The organism is Pseudomonas sp. DR208, assembly GCF_019823005.1.
GTDB classification, from domain to species: domain Bacteria; phylum Pseudomonadota; class Gammaproteobacteria; order Pseudomonadales; family Pseudomonadaceae; genus Aquipseudomonas; species Aquipseudomonas extremorientalis.
Genome location: NZ_CP081944.1, coordinates 1,941,120 through 1,956,011 on the forward strand (window position 1 = coordinate 1,941,120; position 14,892 = coordinate 1,956,011).

Sequence of the window (14,892 nt, forward strand, 5' to 3'; positions counted from 1 at the left end):
ACGGTTCGACTTGCCCCTCCCACATTTGATCACATTTGATCTTTAGCTGGCGATCAACTGGCGCAGCACATAGTGCAGGATGCCACCCGACTTGAAGTACTCCACTTCATTCAACGTATCGATCCGGCACAACACTTCAACCTTCTCCGTACTGCCATCCTCCCGCGTAATCACCAGCGTCAGGTTCATGCGCGGCACGATCTCCACATCGCTCAGCCCGAGAATGTCGATTTTCTCCTTGCCGGTCAGCTTGAGCGACTTGCGGTTCTGGTCCAGCTTGAACTGCAATGGCAACACGCCCATGCCCACCAGGTTGGAGCGGTGGATACGCTCGAAACTTTCGGCGATCACCGCCTTGACCCCCAGCAGGTTGGTGCCCTTGGCCGCCCAGTCGCGGCTGGAGCCGGTGCCGTATTCCTGGCCGGCGATCACCACCAGCGGCGTGCCCGACGCCTGGTATTTCATCGAGGCGTCGTAGATCGGCATTTTCTCGCCGGTTGGGATGTACAGCGTATTGCCGCCTTCCTCACCGCCGAGCATTTCATTGCGGATACGGATGTTGGCAAAGGTGCCGCGCATCATCACTTCATGGTTGCCACGGCGTGAGCCGTAGGAGTTGAAGTCGCGAGGCTCCACGCCTTGTTCGCGCAGGTAACGGCCGGCGGGGCTGTCGGTCTTGATATTGCCGGCGGGGGAGATGTGGTCGGTGGTCACCGAATCGCCCAACAGGGCCAGCACATTGGCGCCCTTGACGTCTTTGATCACCGGCAGGGGGCCGGCAATATCATCGAAGAACGGCGGGTGCTGGATGTAGGTGGAGTCCTTCTGCCACACGTAAGTGGCGGCCTGTGGCACTTCAATCGCTTGCCATTGCGCGTCACCGGCAAACACCTCGGCGTATTCCTTGTGGAACATGCCGGTGCTGACCTGCGCCACGGCGTCGGCGATTTCTTTGCTGCTCGGCCAGATGTCCTTGAGGTACACCGGGTTGCCTTGCTGGTCGTTACCCAGCGGTTCGCTGCTGATATCGATGCGCACGGTGCCGGCCAGGGCATAAGCGACGACCAGTGGTGGTGACGCCAACCAGTTGGTTTTCACCAGTGGGTGCACACGGCCCTCGAAGTTGCGGTTGCCGGACAGCACCGATGCCACCGCGAGGTCCGCCTTCTGGATGGCTTTTTCAATCGGCTCCGGTAATGGTCCGGAGTTGCCGATGCAGGTGGTGCAGCCATAGCCGACCAGGTCGAAGCCGAGCGTGTCCAGGTACTGGGTCAGGCCGGCGGCCTTGTAGTAGTCGGTGACCACCTTGGAGCCGGGGGCCAGCGAGGTTTTCACCCAGGGCTTGCGGGTCAGGCCCTTTTCCACGGCCTTTTTCGCCACCAGCCCGGCGGCCATCATCACGCTAGGGTTGGAGGTGTTGGTGCAGGAGGTGATCGCGGCGATCACCACCGCGCCGTTTTTCAGGCGATAGGTCTGGCCGTCGTATTCGTAGTCGGCTTCGCCCACCAGGTCGGCATTGCCCACGGCCACGCCGCCGCCGCCTTCGCTTTCCAGGCGACCTTCTTCCTTGGTAGTGGGTTTGAATTGCAGGTCGAGGAAATCGCTGAAGGCCTGGCCCACATTCGGCAGGGCTACGCGGTCCTGTGGGCGCTTCGGCCCGGCCAGGCTGGCTTCGACGCTGCCCATGTCGAGGGCCAGGCTGTCGGTGAACACCGGTTCCTGGCCGGCGTTGCGCCACAGGCCCTGGGCTTTGGTGTACGCCTCGACCAACTTCACGGTTTCTGCCGGGCGCCCGGACAGGCGCAGGTAGTCCAACGTCACCTCATCCACCGGGAAAAAGCCGCAGGTGGCGCCGTATTCCGGGGCCATGTTGGCGATGGTGGCGCGGTCGGCCAACGGCAGGTCGGCCAGGCCGTCGCCGTAGAACTCGACGAACTTGCCCACCACGCCCTTTTTGCGCAGCATCTGGGTCACCGTCAGCACCAGGTCGGTGGCGGTGATGCCTTCCTTCAATTTGCCGGTGAGCTTGAAGCCGATCACTTCCGGGATCAGCATCGACACCGGTTGGCCGAGCATCGCCGCTTCCGCCTCGATCCCGCCCACGCCCCAGCCGAGTACGCCAAGGCCGTTGATCATGGTGGTGTGGGAGTCGGTGCCGACCAGGGTGTCCGGGAAGGCATAGGTGCGGCCGTCTTCGTCTTTGGTCCACACCGTGCGGCCCAGGTATTCGAGGTTGACCTGGTGGCAGATGCCGGTGCCCGGCGGCACCACGCTGAAGTTGTCGAAGGCGCTCTGGCCCCAGCGCAGGAAGGCGTAGCGTTCGCCGTTGCGCTGCATCTCGATGTCGACGTTCTGCTCAAAGGCACTGGTGCTGCCGAACTTGTCGACCATCACCGAGTGGTCGATCACCAGGTCCACGGGGGAGAGCGGGTTGATGCGCTGCGGGTCGCCCCCGGCCTTGGCCACGGCGGCGCGCATGGCGGCCAGGTCGACCACGGCGGGTACGCCGGTGAAGTCTTGCATCAATACCCGGGCCGGGCGGTACTGGATCTCGCGGTCGGACTGACGTTCCTTGAGCCACGCGGCAATGGCCTTGAGGTCGGCGCCGGTGACGGTCTTGTCGTCTTCCCAGCGCAGCAGGTTTTCCAGCAGCACCTTGAGCGACATCGGCAGCTTGTCGAGGTCACCCAGGCTCTTGGCGGCCTCGGGCAAACTGAAGTAGTGATAGGTCTTGTTGTCGATTTGCAGTGTTTTAAGGGTTCTCAGGCTATCAAGCGATGACATGACACAACTCCTTATGGTCCGCACGGCTACGGACCCGACGGGACGAACAGAGCTATCAACTTAGCCCTGTTTTCATTAGCAGGCTAATAACTGGACTCTATCGTTAAGTCCAAGGTTCCGAACTCCGTTATCATGCGCGGGTTTTCATGACAGGTATTGCGATAGCGCAAGCCAGTTGCCAGGAGATTCAATGAACACCCTTTTTATGCACTGCCGCCCGGGTTTTGAAGGCGAAGTCTGTTCCGAGATCGCGGAACACGCCGCGCGCCTGAACGTTTCCGGCTACGCCAAGGCCAAGACCGGCAGCGCCTGCGCCGAATTCGTCTGCACCGAAGAAGACGGCGCCCAGCGCTTGATGCACGGCCAGCGCTTTGCCGAGCTGATCTTCCCCAGGCAGTGGGCGCGCGGGGTATTCATCGACCTGCCGGAAACCGACCGCATCAGCGTGATCCTCGCCCACCTGCGCGACTTCCCGGTGTGCGGCAGCCTGTGGCTGGAGATGGTCGATACCAACGACGGCAAGGAGCTGTCGAACTTCTGCAAGAAATTCGAAGTGCACTTGCGCAAGGCGCTGCTCAACGCTGGCAAGTTGGTGGACGACCCGAGCAAACCGCGCCTGCTACTGACCTTCAAGAGCGGCCGCGAAGTGTTCATGGGCCTGGCCGAGTCGAATAACTCGGCGATGTGGCCGATGGGCATCCCGCGCCTCAAGTTCCCCCGCGAGGCGCCCAGCCGCTCGACCCTGAAGCTGGAAGAAGCCTGGCACCATTTCATCCCCCGCGACCAGTGGGACGAGCGCCTGCACGGCGACATGACCGGTGTCGACCTCGGCGCGGCGCCAGGCGGCTGGACCTGGCAACTGGTCAACCGCGGCATGCTGGTGACCGCCATCGACAACGGCCCCATGGCCGAAAGCCTGATGGACACCGGCCTGGTCCAGCACCTGATGGCCGACGGCTTCACCTTCGTGCCCAAACAGCCGGTGGACTGGATGGTCTGCGACATCGTCGAGAAGCCGGCGCGTAACGCCGCGCTGCTGGAAACCTGGATCGGCGAAGGGCATTGCCGCGAGGCGGTGGTCAACCTGAAGTTGCCGATGAAGCAGCGCTACGCCGAAGTGAAGCGTTTGCTGGAGCGCATCGAGGACGGCTTCAAGGCGCGTGGCATTCGCGTGGAGATCGGCTGCAAGCAGCTGTACCACGACCGTGAGGAAGTGACCTGCCATTTGCGTCGATTGGAAACAGCGAAGAAACCCAAGGCTCGCTGAACAGTTGAAATCACCACAGGACCCCTGTGGGAGCGGGCTTGCCCGCGAAAGCGGTATAACAGTCGAAACTAATGTTGAATGTGCCCGTGTCTTCGCGGGCAAGCCCGCTCCCACCTTTGGAGCGGCATCCGTTTCAGGAGTGATGTATGAACCTCGATTTGCCCGTCGACGCCACCCTCGACGCCACCGGCCTCAACTGCCCGGAGCCGGTGATGATGCTGCACCAGCACATCCGCGACCTGCCGCCCGGCGGCCTGCTCAAGGTGATCGCGACAGACCCGTCCACGCGTCGCGATATCCCCAAGTTCTGCGTGTTCCTGGACCACGAACTGGTGGATCAGCAGGAACAGGCGGGTACGTACCTGTACTGGATCCGCAAGAAGTCTGCTTAACCCTGCGCTTTTTCTGCGCGGATGCGCCGGCGTGCACTGCGCGCCAGACGCACCAGCAGCATCCCCGCGGCGCAGCTCAGGCCCACGATCAGCCCCTGCCACAAGCCGCTCGGGCCGCTCGGTTCGCCGAGCCAGTCGGTCAGGCCCAGGGCGTAACCCACCGGCAGGCCCACCCCCCAGTAGGCGAACAAGGTCAGCACCATGGTGACACGGGTGTCCTGGTAGCCACGCAAGGCACCGGCAGCAGTGACCTGGATCGAATCACTGAATTGGAACAGCGCTGAAAACACGATCAGTGTGGATGCCAGGTGGATGACGATCGGGTCCGGGGTGTAGATCGCGGCAATCTGTTCGCGAAGCAGCAACATCAGGCTGCAGGACAGGCAGGCGTAGGCCAGCGCCGTGCCCATGCCGACCCCTGCGGCAAAACGCGCTTCACGCGGTTCCCCACGGCCCAGGGCCTGGCCGACACGCACTGTCACGGCCATGCTCAGGGAGTAGGGAATCATGAACACCAGCGAGCTGACGTTCAGCGCGATCTGATGGCCCGAGACCACCGTAGCACCGAGGCTGCCGATCAGCAGGGCGATGACCGCAAAAATGCTCGATTCGGCAAAGATCGCGACGCCAATCGGCAAGCCAATCCCGAGCACGCGCTGGATCACCGCCCACTGCGGCCAGTCGAAACGCTTGAACAGTTCGCTGCTCTGGTAGGCCGGTCCCCAGCGGGTCCAGCCGGCCAGGCCGAGCATCATCACCCACATCGCAATGGCCGTGGCCCAGCCGCAGCCCACGCCGCCCATGGCCGGTACGCCCAGGTGGCCGTAGATGAAGATGTAGTTCAGTGGAATGTTCAGCGCCAAACCACACAGGCCCATGACCATGCTGGGCCGGGTGCGGCCCAGGCCATCACTGAAGCAGCGCAATACGTAGTAGAACGCGATGGCCGGCATGCCCGCGGCGATGCCATGCAGGTAGCCCATGGACGGTTTGATCAGGTCGGGTTCGACCTTCATGGCATGCAGGATAGGCTCGGCGCAGAGCAGCAACAGCGCTGCCGTGATACCCACCACCAGCGCCAGCCACAGTGATTGACGCACCAGCGGGCCGATCTCGCTGAACTGTCCGGCACCGTAGCGCTGGGCGACTTTGGGCGTGGTGGCCAGCAGTGTGCCGGTCATCAAGAGGTACACCGGAATCCAGATCGAGTTGCCCAGGCCCACCGCCGCCAGGTCTTGGGGGCTGACGCGTCCGGCCATCACCGCATCGACAAAGCTCATCGCCGTGGTGGCCAGTTGGCCGATCATGATCGGCAGGGCGAGCGTCAGCAGGCCGCGCACTTCCCGGCGGATGCGGGCGGGGCGGGTAAGGGGGGCGGCGGCAGTGTTCACGTGCAGGTGTCCAGTCGAAGGAAGCGCAGGACGGCGGATTCTACGCGCTGACGCATCGGTCAGGAAAAAACCTGTGTTAGCGATTTGTAAGCGAGGGCTGCGATCCCTGTACACTGCGGGTCCGCCTAAGGAGCCTGCCATGCTGATTGTTGCCGACGAAAATATTCCGCTGCTCGATGCCTTCTTCCAGGGTTTCGGCGAGATTCGCCGTGTGCCTGGCCGTTCCATCGACCGTGCGACGGTCGAGCAGGCCGACGTGTTGTTGGTGCGCTCGGTGACCAACGTCAACCGTGCCTTGCTCGATGGCACGAACGTGCGCTTTGTCGGCACTTGCACCATCGGCACCGATCACCTGGACCTCGACTACTTCCAGCAGGCCGGCATCCAATGGTCCAGCGCCCCCGGCTGTAACGCCCGCGGTGTGGTGGACTATGTGCTGGGCAGCCTGCAGACCCTGGCCGAGATCGAGGGCGCTGACCTCAACCAGCGCACCTATGGCGTAGTGGGTGCCGGTGAAGTCGGCGGGCGACTGGTCAAGGTACTCAAGGCCCTGGGCTGGAACGTGCTGGTCTGCGACCCGCCCCGGCAAATCGCCGAAGACGGCGATTACGTCAGCCTGGCGCAGATCATCGAGCAATGCGACGTGATCAGCCTGCACACCCCGCTGACCAAGTCCGGCAACGGCTCCACCTGGCACCTGTTCGACCGCCAGCGTCTTGAGCAGCTCAAGCCTGGCACCTGGCTGATCAACGCCAGCCGTGGCCCGGTGGTCGACAATGCCGCCCTGCGCGAGGTGCTGCTGGACCGCGAAGACCTGCAGGCGGTGCTGGATGTGTGGGAGGGCGAGCCGCAGGTGGACGTCGACCTGGCTGACCTGTGCGTATTGGCCACGCCGCATATCGCCGGCTACAGCCTGGACGGCAAGCAGCGCGGCACGGCGCAGATCTATCAGGCGTTCTGCGCGCACCTGGGCCAGGAACCGAGCATTCACTTGAGTGACCTGCTGCCGCCGCCATGGTTGGCCGAGGTGCAGTTGAATGCTTCCACCGACCCCGCGTGGGCACTGGCGACCCTGTGCCGCAGCGTGTACGACCCACGCCGGGATGATGCGGATTTCCGTCGCAGCCTCGTAGGAACGGTGGACGAGCAGCGCAAGGCGTTTGACCTGCTGCGCAAGCACTACCCCGAGCGCCGCGAGATCGATGGTTTGAAGGTGCGCATCCAGGGTGAGTCGGCGGTGTTGTCCAACATCGTGTCCGCGTTGGGCGCAGTAGCGGTTTAGATACCCGATAAAAAACCCGGCCACCAGGGCCGGGTTTTAACGAGCGTGGGCGCTTCAGCCTTGCTGTGCAGGCTTGACCAGTCGCTGTTCCAGTTCGCTGCACGCTTGCTGGATCATCTTTTCGGTGATCTGCACTTCGCGGCCCTGGGCATCGATGTACGAGCAAGGCAACTGCTGCGGCTGGCGGATCACTTCAATCTTGGCATCGCTGCTGTTCTGCAAGGTCATGGCCTGTCTCCTCATCAGGTTGTGTACCTATTCTAAAACCCGCGCGTGACCGGGCTGTTACAACTCCCTGCCAGGTCAGCGGTACGCACTCCCAGTCCACCAGAAACCGATACATATTTCCAGCCGGGGGTTAGACCGATAGCCTCTAGGGATCAGCATCGGCGGGCATAATTAACCTGACTCATTGCTATTCGCCCAAGTTCCCCCCATGTACATATACAGACTCCTTATCGGTGATGCCCTCCATGTTCTCTGTTCGCCAACGCCGTGCCATTCGCCTGGCCAGTCGCTTCATCGCGCCCTACCGCTGGCAGGCGCTTGGCGCCCTGTTGGCGCTGATCGTCACGGCTGGTATCACCTTGTCCATGGGGCAGGGCATCCGCCTGCTGGTGGACCAGGGGTTCATGACGCAGTCACCGCACCTGCTCAACCAGTCCATCGGGCTGTTCATGATCCTGGTGCTGGGCCTGGCGGTCGGCACCTTTGCGCGGTTCTACCTGGTGTCGTGGATCGGCGAACGGGTGGTCGCGGATATCCGCCGGCAGGTGTTCAACCACCTGATCTACCTGCATCCGGGCTTCTATGAGAACAACCGCAGTTCGGAAATCCAGTCGCGGCTGACCACTGATACCACGCTGCTGCAATCGGTGATTGGTTCCTCACTGTCGTTGTTCCTGCGCAATGCCTTGATGGTCATCGGCGGTATCGTGCTGCTGTTTGTCACGAATCCCAAGCTCACCAGCATCGTGGTGGTGGCGCTGCCGCTGGTGCTGGCGCCGATCCTGATCTTCGGCCGTCGCGTGCGCAGTCTGTCGCGTCAGAGCCAGGACCGCATCGCCGATGTGGGCAGCTATGTGTCCGAGACCCTCGGCCAGATCAAGACCGTGCAGGCGTACAACCACCAGGTGCAGGACGAACAGCGCTTCGCCGTCACCGTGGAAGACGCCTTCACCACCGCACGCAAGCGCATCACCCAGCGGGCCTGGCTGATTACCCTGGTGATCATGCTGGTACTCGGTGCCGTGGGCGTGATGTTGTGGGTCGGCGGCATGGACGTGATCAGCGGGCGCATTTCCGGCGGTGAACTGGCGGCGTTTGTGTTCTACAGCCTGATCGTCGGCAGTGCGGTCGGCACCCTCAGCGAGGTGCTGGGCGAACTGCAACGTGCCGCCGGAGCCGCCGAGCGCATTGGCGAGTTGCTGCAGTCGAGCAACGACATCCAGGCGCCGGTCGCCGGTACTGTCCAACTGCCGGCCCGGGTCAGCGGGCGCATGGAACTGCAGGACCTGCGTTTTTCCTACCCTTCACGGCCGGACAGCTACGCCATCGACGGCCTGAACCTGACCATCAATCCTGGTGAAACCCTGGCGTTGGTCGGCCCATCCGGTGCGGGCAAATCGACGATCTTCGACCTGCTGTTGCGCTTCTACGACCCCCAGCAAGGCCGAATCCTGATTGAAGGCCACTCTCTGACCGAACTCGACCCCATGGACCTGCGCCGCCACTTCGCCCTGGTGTCCCAGAGCCCGGCGCTGTTCTTTGGCAGCGTCGAAGAGAACATCCGCTATGGCAACCCGACGGCCACCCAGGAACTGGTCGAAGCGGCGGCGCGCATTGCCCACGCCCACGATTTCATCCTGCAAATGCCCGACGGCTACCAGACCCACCTGGGCGACGGCGGCATGGGCCTCTCCGGCGGTCAACGCCAGCGCCTGGCCATCGCCCGCGCCTTGCTGGTGGACGCACCGATCCTGCTGCTGGACGAAGCCACCAGCGCCCTCGATGCCCAGAGTGAACACCTGATCCAGCAAGCGCTGCCGCAACTGATGCAAGGGCGCACCACCCTCGTGATCGCCCATCGACTGGCCACGGTGAAGAACGCCGACCGCATTGCCGTGATGGACCAGGGCAAGCTGGTGGCAGTGGGGACGCATCAGCAGTTGATTGCGAGCAATGCGTTGTATGCAAGGTTGGCGGCGTTGCAGTTCAATGATGAGGTCGCGAAAAGCGACAGCTAGCGCGGCCTATGTGGTGAACGGGCTTATTGTGATGAACAGGCTTGTTGTGGCGAGCGGGCTTGCCCCGCGTTGGGCTGCGTAGCAGCCCCCAAACGTCGCCTGGATTGGGAGCGCTGCGCACTCCAACGCGGGGCAAGCCCGCTCGCCACAAATGCCCGCTCACTCCTCAGGCGATGGTGTCACTGATCATCGAAATACCGCTCATGCCAATCCACCAGCGGTTGCGGTGAGTTGAGCTTCTGCCCGTAGATCACCGAATAAGACAGCACGTTCTGCACATACTGACGGGTTTCGTCGAACGGGATGCTCTCCACCCACACATCGAAACTCAGGTGATCGGCGCCGCGCAGCCACTGGCGTACGCGACCCGGTCCGGCGTTGTAGGCGGCGGAGGCGAGCACGCGGTTGCCGTTGAACTGGCTGTGCACCTGGCTCAGGTAGGCGGCGCCGAGCTGGATGTTTTTATCCGGGTCCAGCACCTGGGCCGGGGAGGCCAGGGGGATGCTGAACTTGCGTGCGGTTTCCTTGGCGGTGCCGGGCATCAGTTGCATCAGGCCGCTGGCGCCGACGCCGGAGCGGGCGTCGTCCATGAAGGCGCTTTCCTGGCGAGTGATTGCGAACACCCAGCTGGAATGCAGGCCGCGCACCTTGGCTTCACGCACCAGGGTATCGCGGTGGGCCATCGGGAAGCGGATGTCCAGGTCGTCCCAGTACTGCGCCTGGCTGATGGTGCGGATGGCCGGGAAGTACCACTTCATGTCGTAGGCCAGCTTGGCCTGGGCGACCATTTCGTCACGGTTGAAGTGACGGCTGACGTGGTACCACTCACGGCGGCCATCCACCACCTGGCCACGTGCGTAGAACTCCAGTGCACGGCGCACGCCCGGGGTATTGCGCACCTTGTTGACCAGCGCCTGGCTCATCAGCAACGGTTTGTTCTTCAACTGGTACGGCGCCTTGGAGCGATCAGCGGCCAGGAACCCATAGAAGTCACGCTCCTGCGCCAGGTGCTTGTACAGGACCAGCGCTTGCGGGTTCTTCGGCTCGGCCAGTTCCAGGCTGCGGGCCTGCCAGTAGCGCCAGCGGTTGGTGGTGGCCAGGTCTTGTGGCAGTTTGCGGGTCAACTGGTAGGCGTCTTCCCAGCGGGCCAGGCGCAGCAGCAGGCGCAGGCGCCACTCGGACACAGTGTTGTCGCGCAACTCGGGATCGTACTTGGTCATCACCTCCAGCGCGCGCGGGTCATAGCGCTTGGCCAGGGTGAGACCGATTTCCCGGGCGATCGACACTTTTTCGTCACGGGAGAAGTGCATGCTGCTGGCGTAGCCATCGAGCAGGGCCATGGCCTTGTCCGGGTCCTGGCGTGCCAGGCGACGCAGGCCCAGGCCCACGGCGTCAGACATGGCCTCGGTGGCCGGCAGGAAGCGCGATGGGTCACTGAGCATGTCCGGCTTTTGCGCCACGTCGACCATCAGGCGGCCTTGAGGGCCCAGCGTGCGCAGGGTTTTTACCAGGCTGTTGGCCAGCGCGTAGTTGCGTGCTTCGGCGGCGAGCTTGGCGCGGTCCCAGATCTTCTGTTCGGTGAGTTGGCCGTCAGCCGCCCATTGGCCAAAGGTGACATCGCAGGCAGCCGGTTGAGACTTGCCGGTCATCCAGAGTTTTTCGGCGGTCTTGTAGCCTTCGGCCTTCAGATTATGGGTGAGCTGGTACTGGCCGTGCAGGCAGTCCAGTTCGACGAAATTGAGCTTGGAGTCGTAGTACTTTTCAAAGGTCTGCCAGTCGCCGCGTTCGGCCAGCCAGCGCAACCAGCGCAGTTTCATCCAGTTGGCCTGGGGCAGGTCGCCGTTTTTGGCGAGGAATTGCTCGATTTCCTGGTTGCTCGCGGTTTTCAGGCGGGCGGTCAGTTCGTCGTAGGCCAGGTAGGGCGTCAGCGGGTAGTCGGCCAAGGCCTGGCTGTATTGCATGTACGGGCCGGTATCGCCCTTGGCCAGGGCGCGTTTGGCTTCATCGTAATATTGACGTTGGGTGGTGAGGTCCACGGCCTGGGCGGATTGGACGGCGGTGGCGGAAAGAAGCAGACAAGATAAAAAGTTGAAAAGGCGACTGCGCATGAGACGTCCGTGCAGAGGAATCTGGACAAGTGCCGGCGCCGCCGACACTGATTGCCCCTAGCTTAGCCTTTTGCCTGACGCCGATGAAAGCTTTCACCGCCGCTTCGTTCAAGTTCCTCGGAAATGTCTCTCAGAGTATGTCGACTGAGAAAATCCCGGCCGCCTCAGCCCCTAACTCAGGTAGAATGCGCGCCCAGTTTTTGGAGAAGCGTATGACCCTGCTCAAATTCAGCGATGTGTCCCTTGCTTTCGGCGCCATGCCGTTGTTGGACAAGGTGTCCTGGCAGATCGCCCGTGGTGAGCGGGTGTGCATCATCGGCCGCAACGGCACCGGCAAATCCAGCATGATGAAGCTGGTCAAGGGCGATCAGAAGCCCGATGACGGCTCCGTATGGCGCGCGCCGGGCCTCAAGATCGGCGAATTGCCGCAAGAATTGCCGGTGGCCGACGGACGGACAGTGTTCGACGTGGTTGCCGAAGGCCTCGACGGCGTTGGCGCACTGCTCGCCGAATACCATCACCTGGCACAGAACTGTGTCACCGAAGATGACCTGAACAAGCTGATGCACGTCCAGCAAGACCTGGAAGCTCGTGATGGCTGGCGCTTGCAGCAGTTGGTCGACAGTACCCTGAGTCGCCTGCAACTGCCGGCGGACAAGACCCTCGCCGAGTTGTCCGGCGGCTGGCGTCGTCGCGTGCTGCTGGCCCAGGCGTTGGTGTCCGAGCCGGACCTGCTGCTGCTCGACGAACCGACCAACCACTTGGACATCGGCGCGATTGCCTGGCTGGAAGAAGCCCTCAAGGAATTCCAGGGCGCCGTGCTGTTCATCACGCACGACCGTTCCTTCCTGCAGAACCTGGCAACGCGCATCCTGGAACTGGACCGTGGCGGCCTGATCGACTGGAACGGCGACTACGCCAGCTTCCTGGTGCACAAGGAAGCCGCGCTGGCCGCCGAAGAAACCGCCAACGCGCTGTTCGACAAGAAACTGGCCCAGGAAGAAGTCTGGATCCGCCAGGGCATCAAGGCCCGCCGCACCCGTAACGAAGGCCGCGTACGCGCCCTTAAAGCCCTGCGTGTTGAGCGCAGCGAGCGTCGCGAGCGTACCGGCAAGGCCAATATCCAGCTGGACACCGCTGACAAGTCGGGCAAGCAGGTGATGGTGCTGGAGAACGTCAGCTTCCATCACCCGGACGGCCCGTTCCTGATCAAGGACTTTTCCATGGTCCTGCAGCGCGGTGACCGTATCGGCCTGCTGGGTGCCAACGGCACCGGCAAGACCACCTTGCTCAAGCTGATGCTCAACGGCCTGCAGCCGACCAGCGGTAAAGTGGAGGAGGGCACGCGGATCGACGTGGCCTACTTCGACCAGTTGCGCCATCAGTTGGACCTGGAAAAGACCGTGATCGACAACGTCGCCGAAGGCCGCGACTTTATCGATATCGACGGCCAGAGCCGTCACGTGCTCAGCTACCTGGGCGACTTCCTGTTCAGCCCGCAGCGTGCGCGTACCCCGGTGAAAGCCTTGTCCGGTGGTGAGCGTGCGCGCCTGCTGCTGGCCAAGCTGTTCAGCAAGCCGGCCAACCTGCTGGTCCTCGACGAACCGACCAACGACCTCGACGTGGAAACCCTCGAGCTGTTGGAAGAAGTGCTGCTGACCTTCAACGGCACCGTGCTGATGGTGAGCCACGACCGGGCATTCCTCGACAACGTGGTCACCAGCACCCTGGTCTTCGAAGGTGAGGGCAAGGTGCGTGAATACGTCGGTGGTTACCAGGACTGGCTGCGCCAGGGCGGTTCCCCGCGATTGCTGGGCGTGACCGAGAGCAAGTCCGGCAAAGCCGACTTGACCTCCGCCGTCGTGACCCCGGTGGTCGCTGCTGCTGCACCGGCCCAGGACGCTGCGCCGGCGACCAAGAAGAAACTCAGCTACAAGCTGCAGCGTGAGCTGGAAGCCTTGCCGGGTGATATCGACGCCAAGGAACAGCAGATTGCCGCGGTAGAAGCGCAAATGGCTGACGCGGGGTTCTACCTGCGTCCGGCGGCGGAAACCGCCGAGGTCATCGCTTCCCTGGAGAAACTGAACCAGGAGCTGGAAGTGTTGGTCGAGCGTTGGGCTGAGTTGGATGCCTGATTGATCCAAATGCATTGAAAAACCCGGTGTTCATTTGGGTGAACACCGGGTTTTTCATATGAAATGCGATTCAAAATGTGGGAGGGGGCAAACCCCCTCCTGGTCTTACGAGCTTTTGAGCAGCTTCACCGCCAGCACATCGCATGGCGCACCATGCAGTACATCGTTGGCCGTGGAGCCTAGCAGCAATGCGAGCCCATGACGGCCATGGCTGCCGACCACGATCAGATCACAACCTTTTTCCTTGGCCAGGTGGTGGATTTCCTGGCGCGGTTGGCCGTAGGTCAGGTGGCAGTCTTCCTTTTTCAGGTGCGGGTACTTGAGAATCAAGCGGTCCAGACGCTCCTTGGCCTGGTCGAATTGTTGTTGCTGCAACTGGGAAAGGTCCATCGGAACGTCACCGCCAAAGGCCATGGCCATGGGCTCGACGATATGCACCAGCGACAGCACCGCACCATTGGCCAATGCAGATTCCTGCGCGCGCTTGATCACTGGATCGCACTCTTCGGTCAGATCGACAGCGACCAGAATATGTTGGTAGGGCATGAGGCGTTCCTCCAGGGGGACTGCAATAGATTCAGTATGGCTGCTTTCAAGCGGATGGGGTTGCGTCAGATCAAATCCGCTCATCTGTAAATTCGGGAGTACACATATGACGGTCTGGATAGTGGTGTCAATCCTTGTGGTGCTGCTGAGCCCCCTGGCATGGTTGCGCCCGTCGCGCCACCAGAGCGGGCGCATGGCCCTGCGCATGGAGGCGCGCCGTATCGGCCTGGCCATGCAATTGGCGCCCCAGGAGTGGCCGCACTGGCTCAAGCAGGAGCCGCCGAGCCCTTGCGCGCAGTACTGTCGGCCACGACGCGGCAGCACGCCGGGGATATGGTGTTATTGGCAGTTGGATCCAGGTGTGTGGGTCAATCAATGGCGCGAAGTGTGCGTCGATGAAAAGTTGTTGCCGCATTTTGCGACGCTGCCGGCCAACGTCTACAAGGTCGAGGCAGACAAGCAGATGATCGCCTTGTATTGGGGCGAGAAGGGCGAGGCGAGCGTGTTGAAGGATATCGATGCGCTGCTCAAGGCATTGGCCTGAATCGCAGGCAATAAAAAGCCCGACAGTCATCATCGGGCTGGAGTTGGCCAGGCAGGCCGGTAAATCGTTGGTTGCGGCTAGCCTAGTCGCATATCTCATTCTGTACAGCCTTTTCCCACATCTTTTCTATTATTGATTTCGTGAATATTCAAATATTGATAATGCGCGGGCGTGGGCGTGAGGTTCTGAACTGACTG

The 14,892-nt window shown here is 62.3% G+C and carries 11 protein-coding genes; 6 read left to right on the forward strand and 5 right to left on the reverse strand.

The window, feature by feature from the left end; all coding sequences use genetic code 11:
* Nucleotides 1-42: 42 nt before the first annotated feature.
* Nucleotides 43-2,784: an aconitate hydratase AcnA gene (acnA, locus tag K5K89_RS08620; protein ID WP_071488998.1), complete on the reverse strand. Its 2,742-nt coding sequence runs from the start codon at nt 2,782-2,784 to the stop codon at nt 43-45.
* Nucleotides 2,785-2,974: 190 nt separating this feature from the next.
* Here acnA and rlmM point away from each other — a divergent pair, with 190 nt between their 5' ends.
* On the forward strand, nt 2,975-4,051 hold the full coding sequence (gene rlmM, locus K5K89_RS08625) for a 23S rRNA (cytidine(2498)-2'-O)-methyltransferase RlmM (protein ID WP_071488999.1): 1,077 nt from the start codon (nt 2,975-2,977) through the stop codon (nt 4,049-4,051).
* A gap of 146 nt (nt 4,052-4,197) precedes the next feature.
* Nucleotides 4,198-4,443, forward strand: coding sequence for a sulfurtransferase TusA (gene tusA / locus K5K89_RS08630; RefSeq protein ID WP_058425075.1), 246 nt, complete (start codon nt 4,198-4,200; stop codon nt 4,441-4,443).
* Here the strand turns inward: tusA and K5K89_RS08635 are convergent.
* Nucleotides 4,440-5,834: an MATE family efflux transporter gene (locus K5K89_RS08635; protein ID WP_222541209.1), complete on the reverse strand. Its 1,395-nt coding sequence runs from the start codon at nt 5,832-5,834 to the stop codon at nt 4,440-4,442. The genes tusA and K5K89_RS08635 overlap by 4 nt on opposite strands.
* A gap of 139 nt (nt 5,835-5,973) precedes the next feature.
* Between K5K89_RS08635 and pdxB the strand changes: the two genes are divergently transcribed.
* A complete protein-coding gene (gene pdxB, locus K5K89_RS08640) occupies nt 5,974-7,116 on the forward strand; it encodes a 4-phosphoerythronate dehydrogenase PdxB (RefSeq protein WP_092247357.1) in 1,143 nt (380 codons plus the stop codon).
* A 54-nt stretch (nt 7,117-7,170) separates the two neighbouring features.
* On the opposite strand, the gene K5K89_RS08645 is transcribed toward pdxB, so the two are convergent.
* On the reverse strand, nt 7,171-7,344 hold the full coding sequence (locus K5K89_RS08645) for a PA1571 family protein (RefSeq protein WP_165447908.1): 174 nt from the start codon (nt 7,342-7,344) through the stop codon (nt 7,171-7,173).
* A 236-nt stretch (nt 7,345-7,580) separates the two neighbouring features.
* On the opposite strand from K5K89_RS08645, the gene K5K89_RS08650 reads away from it, so the two are divergent.
* Nucleotides 7,581-9,362 carry an ABC transporter transmembrane domain-containing protein gene (locus tag K5K89_RS08650; RefSeq protein ID WP_222541210.1) on the forward strand — a complete coding sequence of 594 codons (1,782 nt, stop codon included), beginning with the start codon at nt 7,581-7,583 and terminating at the stop codon, nt 9,360-9,362.
* A 179-nt stretch (nt 9,363-9,541) separates the two neighbouring features.
* Here K5K89_RS08650 and K5K89_RS08655 read toward each other — a convergent pair whose 3' ends face one another.
* Complete coding sequence (locus tag K5K89_RS08655; RefSeq protein WP_071489003.1) at nt 9,542-11,470, reverse strand: transglycosylase SLT domain-containing protein; 1,929 nt, start codon at nt 11,468-11,470, stop codon at nt 9,542-9,544.
* A gap of 212 nt (nt 11,471-11,682) precedes the next feature.
* Between K5K89_RS08655 and K5K89_RS08660 the strand changes: the two genes are divergently transcribed.
* Complete coding sequence (locus K5K89_RS08660; RefSeq protein WP_222541211.1) at nt 11,683-13,605, forward strand: ATP-binding cassette domain-containing protein; 1,923 nt, start codon at nt 11,683-11,685, stop codon at nt 13,603-13,605.
* Between the two features lie 105 nt (nt 13,606-13,710).
* Here the strand turns inward: K5K89_RS08660 and K5K89_RS08665 are convergent, their stop codons facing one another.
* Nucleotides 13,711-14,151, reverse strand: a complete 441-nt coding sequence (locus K5K89_RS08665; RefSeq protein WP_092247369.1) for a universal stress protein — start codon at nt 14,149-14,151, stop codon at nt 13,711-13,713.
* A gap of 106 nt (nt 14,152-14,257) precedes the next feature.
* On the opposite strand from K5K89_RS08665, the gene K5K89_RS08670 reads away from it, so the two are divergent.
* Nucleotides 14,258-14,695, forward strand: a complete 438-nt coding sequence (locus K5K89_RS08670) for a hypothetical protein (RefSeq protein ID WP_222541212.1) — start codon at nt 14,258-14,260, stop codon at nt 14,693-14,695.
* Nucleotides 14,696-14,892 lie beyond the last annotated feature (197 nt).